Genomic DNA, 9,840 nt, shown 5'->3' with positions numbered 1-9,840 from the left:
CGACGCGCTCGACCGGGGCCACGTGAACGCCGCCACCATCCTCGCCAAGGACGTGGCCCGCCACCTCGACGGCGTGCCGCTGCTGCACTGCGCCAACCCCGAGGTCCTCAAGGCCAAGTGACCCGAAGAATCGCCCCCCGGCACTGCCCGTGCCGGGGGTCATTCGCGTCCCAGGCCATCGTCTCGCCCTGGCCCGCCGCGACGAGAGCCCGACCCGTCAGCCGTGCTGGTGCTGTTCGGGCAGATGGCTCGCGGGGTGGACCCAGGGGAGGATGTTCGCGGGCGACTCGGCGTCCGCCCATTCCCGCTGGAAGAACGCGAGGATCTCGGCGTCCGAGTGCCGCAGGCTGAAGTGGGTCAGGACGAACAGGTTCCGCGGGTGCGCCTCGACCACGGGACGCAACTGGCTCCAGACGGTGTGCCCGACGCGGTCGGCGCGTTCCGCCTGGCTGTCGTCCAGGTAGGTGCACTCGGTGATGATGACCGGGTAGTCGAACAGCCAGGGGTTCCGCTCGAAGACGCTGACATGGGTGTCACCGAGGAAGGCGAACAGAGGCCGCCTGGTCTCCCGCTCGACCACTTCGCCGTCCTCGCGTGCGCGCGCTATGAGACGGCCGAACTCCTTGCCCCGCCCCTCGCTCACCAGCCGTCGCCGCAGCTCGTCGAACTCCGGGGACAGCGCCTTGGCGCTCTGGGAGAAGGCGTATCCGACGCACGGCACCTTGTGATCGCACTCGACCACCCGCACGTGGTGCCCGGAGCGTCCGAAGGTGAACTCGTCGCCGCCCCGCGCCTTGTGCAGCCGGTGACCCGTCGCCAGCGCGGGATCGTACGCCGGGCCGTGGTTCAGCTCGGCGCTCGCGCGGATGTACGCCTCCGCATAGGGCAGGGCGTCGGCGGGCAGGTGGATGTCCACACCGGACGGATGGACGGCCAGGTAGTCGAGGTCCTTGGAATGGTCGTGGTGGGTGTGCGTCAGGAAGACCGTGTCGACCTGCCGTCCCTCGCAAAGCCCGGCGTCCAGGCCGCACCGCAGCTCGGGGATGTGGAAGAACGTCTTGTCGTTCGCGCGCGAGTACCCGGTGAGCGTCAGCCCCGTCCCGGGGATCCGCCAGGTCTTCCACTGCCGGAACGGATGTCCTCGCTCCAGGCGTGCGGGGTGCTCGATCTGAGCCATGTCAGGGTCGGCCATCTCTCGTCGGCTTCGAGCGGGTCGACCCGTTCTCCCGGTTCGCCCCAGGTCCGAAGAACCATCGCACGAACCCGCCGAAGCCGCACCACATTTCGGGGGCCAGACCCATGCGGCTCCGAGCCAGGCCCTCCCTCTCGGCGAGGCGCATCAACCGGAGCGCGAGTGCGGTGAGAGCGGCGTCCTCCCGAGAGGCGCACCGCCTCGCCGCTGCCGCGGCACCCGCACGGCCGATGCCGACGGCGTCCAGGAAGGCGGCCCTGGCTAGGGGCGCAGGTAGAGGCGGCGCTCGTCGGGGGTGAACGGGCGGGGCGTGTGACGCCGGACCAGGGCGGGCAGGCGGTCGGCGGGGCCGCAGACCTCACACTCCCAGGCGCGCACGCGGGACGGCCAGCGCCACCGGGACGCCCCGTCGGAACCCACCTGCCCGGTGAACGCCGTCACCAGCCGGGTGCCGTCGAACGTCAGCGGGCCGACCGGTCCGCCGAGCCCGCCGAACGTCAGCGGCTCGGCGGAACCCTCGCCGACCCGCCACACGCGCAGGCCGCCGGACGGCTCGGTGGCCGCCAGCCAGGACCCGTCGGCGGTGAACGCCAGCGACCGGCCCTGGAGGACCTCGCCGCCGGTGCCGCGCATGACGGCCGCCGCCGCGCCGTCGGCGGCGGTGTCCCACAGCAGAACGGTCCCGTCGGCGCAGGCCCCGGCCAGCCACCGCCCGTCGCGGCTGAGGGCGAGCTCGGCCACGGTGGAGCGGACGCCGCGCAGGACACGGGGCCGGGCCCGGCCGGACAGGTCCCAGAGCCACACCGAGCCGTCGCCGCGGGCGCTGGCCAGCCGCCGGCCGTCGGCGCTGACGGCCAGTCCGCCGTCGGCTCGGCCTCCCTCCCGGACGCGCCGCCATCCGGTCACCTCCGTGGGAGGCCCCTGCGGGGGCACCCGCCATACGCGCACATCGTCCGCGCCGCCGCTGTTGACCGCCAGCGTCCGGCCGTCGCCGCCGAAGGCCAGCGCCGTCGTCCGCGCGCCGCTCTCCATCAGCACGTGCGGCGGGCCGCCCGCCAGGTCCCACAGCCGGACCGGGGCGCCGAAGAACCCGCCCGTGGCGGCGCGGCGGCCGTCGGGGCTCAGCACGGCGTAGTCGGCCTGGCCCGGCGGGACGCGGCGGTCGGCGATCGGTCGCCCGCCCCGGCCGGCGTCCCAGACCGCGAACCGGTCGCTCTTGGCGGAGGTGGCCAGGACCCGCCCGCCGTCGGCGCTGAGGGAACGGTCGGCCATCCCGTCGTGGGCCTCCAGCCGGGCCGACCGTTCGCCCGTGCCCGCCGTGACGTCCCAGACGTGCAGCGCGCCCTGGCCCGTGACGCCCGCAAGGCCGCGGCCGTCGGGGGCGAACGCGACCGCTCGCAGGACCCCCGAGGGGATGCGCAGCGTCAGCGGGTCCAGCGTGCTGCCGGTGTCCCAGACACGGACCGCGTGGTCGTCGGCGAAGGTCGCGACGCGGTCGCCGTCGGTGCTGAACACCGCGCCCCGGAACGGCTCGACCCCCATCCGCCAGGTCGCCTCGGCCTGCCAGTCCCCGCGTCCGGCCTCGCGGTCCGTCCGCCACAGGCGCGCCTCCCGGCCCTGGGTGGAGACCATCCACGCGCCGCTCGGGCTGAACGCCAGGTCCGTCGGACGGCTGTCGAGTGCGGTCCGCAGGGGCTCGGCGCCGGTTCGCGTCAGCGTGAACATCCGCTGGGCCAGCCCGAAGCCGCCGCACACCAGCTGCCGCCCGTCGGGGCTCAACGCCACCGCGTCCACGTCACGGGCCGCGCCGAGCCGGACGAACGCGCGGTCCGGCTCGGCCAGATCCCACACGCGCACCTCCTTGCCGCGCGCCGCCGCCACCCGGCCGCCCGCGAACGCGACGACGGTCTTGCCCGGCGACCCGCCCTCCTCCCACAGCTTCCGGATCCGTCCCCGACCGCCGGAGGCGTCCCACACCTCGACGGCCCCCTTGCCACTGCCCACCGCCAGCGTCCGGCCGTCCGTGCCGAACGCCGCGTCGTTCACCAGCGTGGGGATCTCCAGCCCTGGCCCGTCCGGGACCAGCCGGCCGTTCTCCCACCGCCACGTCCGCACGGACGTCTCCCCGCCGCGCCCCGGTCCCCACACCGCGATCCGCGTCCGGTCGGGGGCCGCGGCCATCCCGGTCACGATGGTCAGGCCCGTGGCGGGGGCGGGCCGGTGCCGGGCGTCGGCCAGCGCCTGCCGCAGCACCGTGTCCGCCTCGACGGTCGGCGCCACCCGGTGCGACTCGGCCGCCAGCGACAACGCCAGGGCGGGGTCCAGGGCGAACTGGCGGCGGGCCTCGGCGGCGAGCTGGCGGGACCGGGCGCGGTCGCGGGCGTCGGCGTTGCGATCGGCCTGGACCAGCGCGACGACCGCCAGCACGGCGACCACGGCGGCGACCAGGCTCAGTCCGCCGAAGCGGCGGCGCGCCCGGCGGCGCTCGGCCGCCCGCTCGGCGTCGCGGCGGGCCCGACCGGCGGCGAGGAACGCGCGTTCCCGCTCGTTGAGCGGCCCGGGATCGGCCTCGTCCCACTCGGCCAGCCGTCCGCCGCGCAGCAGGAACTCGGCGTCCCGGTCGTGGGCGTGCCAGTCGTCGGCGGCGGAGGTGAGCCGCCGGTGCCGCAGCAGCGCGGCGCGGTCGTCGGCAAGCCACCCCCGGAGCCGGGGCCAGGCGTCGATCAGCGCCTCGTGGGCGGGCTCGGCGGTGCCGCGGTCGACCACCACCAGCCGGGCGGCGGCCAGCCGGTCCAGCAGCGCGTCGATCTCGCCGGGGTCGGCCAGGCCCGCCAGCTCGTCGCGGTCCACCCGGCGGCGGGTGTCCTCGGTGCCCTCGCCGAGCGCGGCCAGCCGCAGGAACACCGCGCGCAGCAGGTCCCGCTGGGGAGGGTCCAGGTCCCCGTGCAGTTCCTCGGCGGTGCGCGCCACGGCCTCCCGGACCCCGCCCGCCGCGCGGTAGTCGGCCAGCCGCAGCACCTGGCCGGGCTGCCGCCGCCAGGACTCCCGCAGGGCGTGCGCCACCAGCGGCAGCGTGCCCGGCTCCCCCTCGGCCTCGGCCAGCACCGCCTCCACCAGCGCGGGCTCGACCTCCATCCCCACCCGGGCGGCGGGCTCCACGATGACGGCGCGCAACTCCCGCGCCGTCAGCGGCCCGATCGGGAGCTGGGCGCCCGCCCGCAACGCCGCCACCAGCCCCGCGTGCCGGGAGCAGTGCCCGTAGAAGTCGCCGCGCACCCCGAGCACCACGCGGGGTCCGCCGCCGTCGGCGAGCGCGGCCACCGCGTCCAGGAACTCCGCCCGTTCACCGGCGTCGGCGCAGAGCGTGAACGCCTCCTCGAACTGGTCCACCACCAGCACGCCGTCCGGACCCAGGCTCTCGACCGCCTCGTCCAGCGGGGCGCGGGGGTGCGCGCCCGGCATCAGCACCGCGACGGGGACCCCCTCGGCGGTCAGCGCCGGTGCCAGTCCCGCCCGCAGCAGCGACGACTTCCCGCTGCCCGAGGCCCCGAACACCGCCGTCAACGGCCCGCGCGCCACCGCCGCGCGCACCTGCTCCACCAGGTCGTCCCGGCCGAAGAACAGGTCGGCGTCGGCGGCCTCCAGCGGCGCGAGCCCCGGATAGGGGCAGCGGCGGCGCGACCGTTCCAGCTCCTTGGCCGCCGTCCGCCATCGGGCCTCCCACCCGGCGGCGTCGCCCCCGCAGGCGGTGGCGTAGGCCAGGGTGGCCTCCAGGCTCGGCAGGCGCAGCCCGGTGGCCGCCTCCGCCAGGGTGCTGCGGGAGAAGTGGGCCCGCGCGGCCAGCTCCCGGTAGCTGGGACGGCCCGCGCGGTCGCGCAGGCCGCGCAGCTCCCATGCCAGCCGTTCGACGGGACCCGCGTGCGGGTCCAGGGGGCGTTCCGGTCTCCCCATGGCCTGGCTGCTCCCCGGCGACCGCTGTTGTTCACGTTGGGCGGCCATCTTAGGGATTTCCCGCCGGGACCGGGACGAGCTGCGCGAATCAGATCGAGACGTCTTTGTCCGGACCCGCTGACCAGCGATTTCGGACAACTCGGCCGCTGTCTAGACCTGGTCGTGGGGCGCCTCCGAAGTGCCCCGCGACCTACCGAGGGGGAGCCGATGAGATACCGCGTGCTCGGGCCACTGGACGTCCAGGGCCCGGAGGGGCCGGTGGCGCTGTCGCCCAAGCTCCGCGATCTGCTGGCGACGCTGCTGTGTCACGCGGGCCGTCCGGTTTCGCCGGGACGGCTGGCCGACGTGCTGTGGACCGGGCGGCCGCCGGGCGCGGCGACCGCGACGCTGCGCGGCTACGTCCACCATCTCCGGCGGGCGCTCGGCCCCGGCCGGCTGGCGTCCCACCCGGCCGGGTACGTGCTGCACGTCGCCGCCGGCGAACTGGACGCCGCCGAGTTCACCGCCGCCGTCGGCCGGGGAAGGGACGCCTGGACGGCGGGCCGCCCGCGCGAGGCGGCCGAGGCGTTCGAAACGGCCCTGGCACTGTGGCGCGGCGGCACCGCCTACGAGGAGCAGGACCACCTCGCGCCGGTTCACCAGGAGGCCCTGCGGCTGGGCGAACTGCGGTCGAGCGCGGTCGAGGAGTCCCTGGACGCCCGACTGGCCCTCGGCTGTGACGCCGACCTGATCGGCAGGCTGCGGCACCTGGTACGCCTGACCCCCCTGTGCGAGCGTCCCCGCGCGCGGCTCGCGCTGGCCCTCTACCGCACCGGCCGGACCGCCGAGGCCCTGGAGGTGTGCCGCCAAGGCCGCCACCTGCTGGCCGAGGAACTGGGCCTGGACCCCGGCCCGGAGCTGACGGCCCTGGAGGCGGCGATCCTGTGCCACGACCCGGCGCTGACCACGCACACCGCGCCGGGCCTGACTCTCTCGGCCTGACCCCCCCGCCGGCGGGCGCGCGACCCCGCGACGCGCACCCGCCGACGCCCGTCCGCCCGCTACCTGGGCAGCATGTAGCCCACGATGTAGCGATCGGACAGCTTGTAAGTATTGGTCCGGATCGCCTGCCCCGAGGAGTTGCCCTCGACCGTGGTGATCTTCTTGGCCGCGTAGTCCGTGGCGACCACGATGCCGACGTGGTCGATGCCCCAGCCGCCGCTCCCCGGCTTGCCGCCGCCCCAGTCGAACATTACCGCGGACCCGATGACGGGCATCCGGCCGCCGGTGTAGTAGCCCTTGCTCCTGTAGAGGCCCTCGGCATTGCCCGCCCGGTAGAACGACCCGGCGAACGTCGGAGCGTACTTGCTCTGCCAGGTCTTGTAGCCGCTCTCGTTGGGCAGCGGGCGCCGGGGGAACGCGCCAGCCTGTCGCCACACGTACCAGACGAAGTCGGCGCACCACTCGTTGGCGCGCCAGCCCTTGGTCGAGCAACCGCCGCTGCCGGACGTCTGCCAGTAGCCGCTGTAGAAGTTGCAGTTGTAGCGGCCCTTGTTGTTGGCCTTGTTACGCGAGGTGTTCTTCGCCTCGGCCCTGGCGCGGTTGGTGATGAGGGTGTAGATGTCGGGGCCGGGCGGCCGCCGGAGCGCGGAGGCGTCCTGCGCCGGAGACTGCGGGACGGCGGGAGCGGCCGTGGCGGGGGTGGCCTGGAGGGCCAGCGCCGCCGCCGGAACAGCGGCCGCGACCGTGAGCGCGCCGGTCAGACGGCGCGGGCGGGAGGAAGTGGACTGCTTCATGGGACGTCCTTTCATGGGCGTCTTCCAACGCCGGATGGGGGCGGATCGCACAGAGCACCTGCTTCGGGCAGGTCGAAGCCGATGGCGGGAGAAGACGGCACGAGCCGTCGTGGTGAGGGCCGCGCCGGTATCCCGTCGGCTGTGCGGCTTGAACGAGCGGGTGGACTTGAGGTTCAGCACCATCGCGCGCCGCTTGACGCCGACGGCCGTCACCATGTCCCGCATGAGCTGCCTCTTCTTGACGTCCAGCCGCGTGATCGCGGGGAAGCCCCGGCTGAAGTGGGGGTGGCCGAACCCGCTGCGGTTCAACGCGTTGTTCATGGCCACCGTGGCGTAGGTGACGTCCTTGGTGTTTCACCTCGTGACCATCTCGTCGGCCAGGTGGGGCTGGGTGGCGGGCTGGCGGCCCCAGCTCTTCAGAGCCATGCGCGCGGCGGGCGAGCCGCACCACCACTCCTTCTGCTCGCGCTCCCAGGCGATGTCGAGGACCACCTTGCCGCCCTCCGCCCGTACCTGTGCCGGGGCGGCCGTGGTGGCGTCCGCCGGGCCGGCCAGGACGCCGCTCGCGACGTCGGCGCCCAGGATCCCGGCCGCCGTTCTCGTCAGGATCCGGGCCGGTGCGCCCTTCCCCATCTCGAACCTCCTCGTTCGTCCCTGTTCGGGTACTGATGACGATCGAGGCAGCGCGTTGGAACGACGTTGGAAGGGCGTTGGAACGGGTTCGACGCTCGCCAGAGCCGCTGAACGAACGCACCCCGGAACCCCTCCCCGAACCGAACCAGCGGCGCAGAAGCGGATCGGGCAGACCACCTGCGAGCCGACTACGGTCCAGCAGAAGGCCACGCCGAACCGGGCGGAATCGTGGAACCGACCCCGCCCGGAGTGCCCATGGATGTCGCCTGGTTGCGGGCACATGCCGCCCGCGAACTGGCCGAGGAGATCGGCCGGTCGATCTGTACCTTCCGGGGGTGTGGATCAGGGGGCCGCGTTCACGTCGCCGGACGGCGCTGGTCGCCGAGCACGACACACTGATCGCGCTGCTGGACGACGACGACCTGGCGATTCGCACCGCCACGGCCGCCCTGCTGTGGGATTACGCCCGATGGTCGCGAGCATCATCGCGCCCGTGGTCAGCCCGGCCCCGAAGCCGCCGCGGCCATGCCGCGCCGCGAACAGCGGCATCGTCGACATCAGCAGGTAGCAGCTCGCCATCCCGCCGAACGACAGGCAGCCCATCGTCACGAACGCCCTGGTGAAGATCGGTGGCCGGACCGCGGCGGCGGGCGGGGCCGAGACGTCCTGGACGCTCACAGGCGGGCTCCTCGGGGGAGGGGGAGGGATTCCCCATCGTCCGCCGCCCCGGGAAACGGGGGATCGGGCAACAGCCCTATTTTCCGAGCCCTGCCGTAGGAGCGTCCGCTAAGCCGCTCCGCCGAGCCGGTTCGCTGAGCCGGTTCGCTGAGCCGGTTCGCTACGCCGGGCCGCCGCGCAGCACGGCCGGGTCCACGGTGTCGAGGACGGGGATCAGGCGGCGCTCCTCGTCGGCGAAGTGGGCGTCGATCTCCTCCACCAGCCGGTCGATCTCCTCGCGCCGCTCCTCGGGGTCCATGTCGGTCCGGGCGCACAGCGCTTCCAGCTCGCCGCGCGTCTTCGCGAGGACGGCGTGCTGGCGGCGCAGCTCGTCCAGCATCGGGGCGAGCCCGGGGTAGAGGCGCTCGATGCGCGGGAAGACGCCCTCCTCCTTGCCGTGGTGCGTCTCCAGGTCGCCGCAGACGGTCAGGCACTGCGCGCGTAGCTGCGCCATCAGGTCGGGCGTGGGCGCGGTGCCGAAGGCGGCGGCTTCGAGCAGGTCGCCCAGGGCGGTCCGGAGGTCCTCGTGGATCCGGAGGAGCTCGGCGCCGATCGCGTTCCCCCGCTCCTCGTCCACGCGGTGCAGGACGACGACCGGGAACGTCCGGTCCGTCCGCTCCATGTACCCCGCGTACGCCTCGGAGGTCTCGGCCATCCGGGTGTGCAGCCGCTCGCGCTCCTCGCCGTGCGCGGGGATCGCGACCGCCCGGTACGCGGACGTACCGATCTCGACGGTGACGCGCGGGTTCTCGACGAGGTTCCGGTACCAGAGCGGGTCGCGGTCCGCGCCCGCGTTCGTGCCGAAGACGACGGGCCGCCCGTGGTCGTCCCGCTGGTAGGCGAGCGGCGAGGTCCGGGGCTCGCCGGTGCGCGCGCCGGTGGTGGTGAGCAGCAGCAGCGGGACGCCGGCGAAGTACCCGCCGACCTCCCCGCCGGCGGCCCGGAACTCCTCGACGACCGGACGGTTGAACTCGGTGTGGGTCATGCCGTGGCCTCCGCGTGGGCCGGGTCCCGCCGCCGCGTAGGCTGGTCCCGGCGAATCGTGTTTGCTTTGCAAGCAAATCTACTTTGGATGCAAAGGTATCTGTATGTCAACGGGGCCCGAGCCCGCAGGGGCGGAGTCCGCGGGTGAGGTGTCCGCGGGGGTGGACGTCGAGACCGGCATCCGCGCGATGCTGCTGCTCATGCCGCGCCTGATCGGCCGGACCAAGCGGCTGCCGCCGCCGGAGTCGCTCTCCGGGTTCGCGCTCGCGCCGCGCCACCTGTCGCTGCTCGGCTACCTGGTCTTCGACGGGCCGATGCCGGTGAACGCGCTGGCCGAGCGGCTGGAGGTCGCCCCCACCACGGTCAGCCTCATGGTCGGTGACCTCAGCCGCCAGGGCATCCTGGAGCGCCGCGCGGACGACGCCGACCGCCGCCGCACGATCGTCGCGATCGCGCCCACGCACGTGGACGGCATCCACCGCTGGCTGGCCCGGGGCGCGGACGCCTGGCGCACGGCCCTCGAACCCCTCACCCCGGCCGAGCGCCGCGTCTTCGTCGAGACCATCCGCCGCTACGAGGACGCGACCC

Annotated in this window: 8 protein-coding genes; 2 read left to right on the top strand and 6 right to left on the bottom strand. The window is 74.5% G+C overall.

All coding sequences use genetic code 11. From position 1 onward, the window contains the following. Positions 1–217: 217 nt before the first annotated feature. A complete protein-coding gene (locus AB0J52_RS15395; protein WP_500182224.1) occupies positions 218–1,177 on the bottom strand; it encodes an MBL fold metallo-hydrolase in 960 nt (319 codons plus the stop codon). A 276-nt stretch (positions 1,178–1,453) separates the two neighbouring features. Then, entirely contained in the window at positions 1,454–5,143 is a 3,690-nt protein-coding gene (locus AB0J52_RS15390; protein WP_500182223.1) for an nSTAND1 domain-containing NTPase, read from the bottom strand. A 207-nt stretch (positions 5,144–5,350) separates the two neighbouring features. Between AB0J52_RS15390 and AB0J52_RS15385 the strand changes: the two genes are divergently transcribed. After that, on the top strand, positions 5,351–6,124 hold the full coding sequence (locus tag AB0J52_RS15385; protein WP_500182222.1) for an AfsR/SARP family transcriptional regulator: 774 nt from the start codon (positions 5,351–5,353) through the stop codon (positions 6,122–6,124). 59 nt (positions 6,125–6,183) lie between these two features. Here the strand turns inward: AB0J52_RS15385 and AB0J52_RS15380 are convergent, their stop codons facing one another. The 4 genes from AB0J52_RS15380 to AB0J52_RS15365 form a co-directional block, all read right to left on the bottom strand. Then, complete coding sequence (locus AB0J52_RS15380; RefSeq protein WP_500182221.1) at positions 6,184–6,918, bottom strand: CHAP domain-containing protein; 735 nt, start codon at positions 6,916–6,918, stop codon at positions 6,184–6,186. Positions 6,919–7,272: 354 nt separating this feature from the next. Next, positions 7,273–7,551 carry a hypothetical protein gene (locus AB0J52_RS15375; protein WP_500182220.1) on the bottom strand — a complete coding sequence of 93 codons (279 nt, stop codon included), beginning with the start codon at positions 7,549–7,551 and terminating at the stop codon, positions 7,273–7,275. Between the two features lie 342 nt (positions 7,552–7,893). After that, positions 7,894–8,229, bottom strand: a complete 336-nt coding sequence (locus AB0J52_RS15370; protein WP_500182219.1) for a hypothetical protein — start codon at positions 8,227–8,229, stop codon at positions 7,894–7,896. 160 nt (positions 8,230–8,389) lie between these two features. Beyond that, positions 8,390–9,253, bottom strand: coding sequence for a nitroreductase/quinone reductase family protein (locus AB0J52_RS15365; RefSeq protein ID WP_500182218.1), 864 nt, complete (start codon positions 9,251–9,253; stop codon positions 8,390–8,392). A 160-nt stretch (positions 9,254–9,413) separates the two neighbouring features. Here AB0J52_RS15365 and AB0J52_RS15360 point away from each other — a divergent pair. Continuing rightward, positions 9,414–9,840 (top strand): MarR family transcriptional regulator (locus AB0J52_RS15360; RefSeq protein ID WP_500182217.1); only part of this gene is annotated, 427 nt, incomplete at its 3' end.

Origin of the sequence: Spirillospora sp. NPDC049652 (assembly GCF_040675125.1) — a bacterium.
GTDB lineage: Bacteria > Actinomycetota > Actinomycetes > Streptosporangiales > Streptosporangiaceae > Spirillospora.
Note: the sequence above shows the minus strand (reverse complement) of the source record. Positions and strands in the feature narration are given on the sequence as shown.

What these genes read in the sequence shown, in the direction of transcription:
- AB0J52_RS15390 (WP_500182223.1), bottom strand. Translation starts at nt 5,143, where the DNA reads ATGGGGAGACCGGAACGCCCCCTGGACCCGCACGCGGGTCCCGTCGAA.
- AB0J52_RS15365 (WP_500182218.1), bottom strand. Translation starts at nt 9,253, where the DNA reads ATGACCCACACCGAGTTCAACCGTCCGGTCGTCGAGGAGTTCCGGGCC.
- AB0J52_RS15380 (WP_500182221.1), bottom strand. Translation starts at nt 6,918, where the DNA reads ATGAAGCAGTCCACTTCCTCCCGCCCGCGCCGTCTGACCGGCGCGCTC.
- AB0J52_RS15385 (WP_500182222.1), top strand. Translation starts at nt 5,351, where the DNA reads ATGAGATACCGCGTGCTCGGGCCACTGGACGTCCAGGGCCCGGAGGGG.
- AB0J52_RS15395 (WP_500182224.1), bottom strand. Translation starts at nt 1,177, where the DNA reads ATGGCTCAGATCGAGCACCCCGCACGCCTGGAGCGAGGACATCCGTTC.
- AB0J52_RS15375 (WP_500182220.1), bottom strand. Translation starts at nt 7,551, where the DNA reads ATGGGGAAGGGCGCACCGGCCCGGATCCTGACGAGAACGGCGGCCGGG.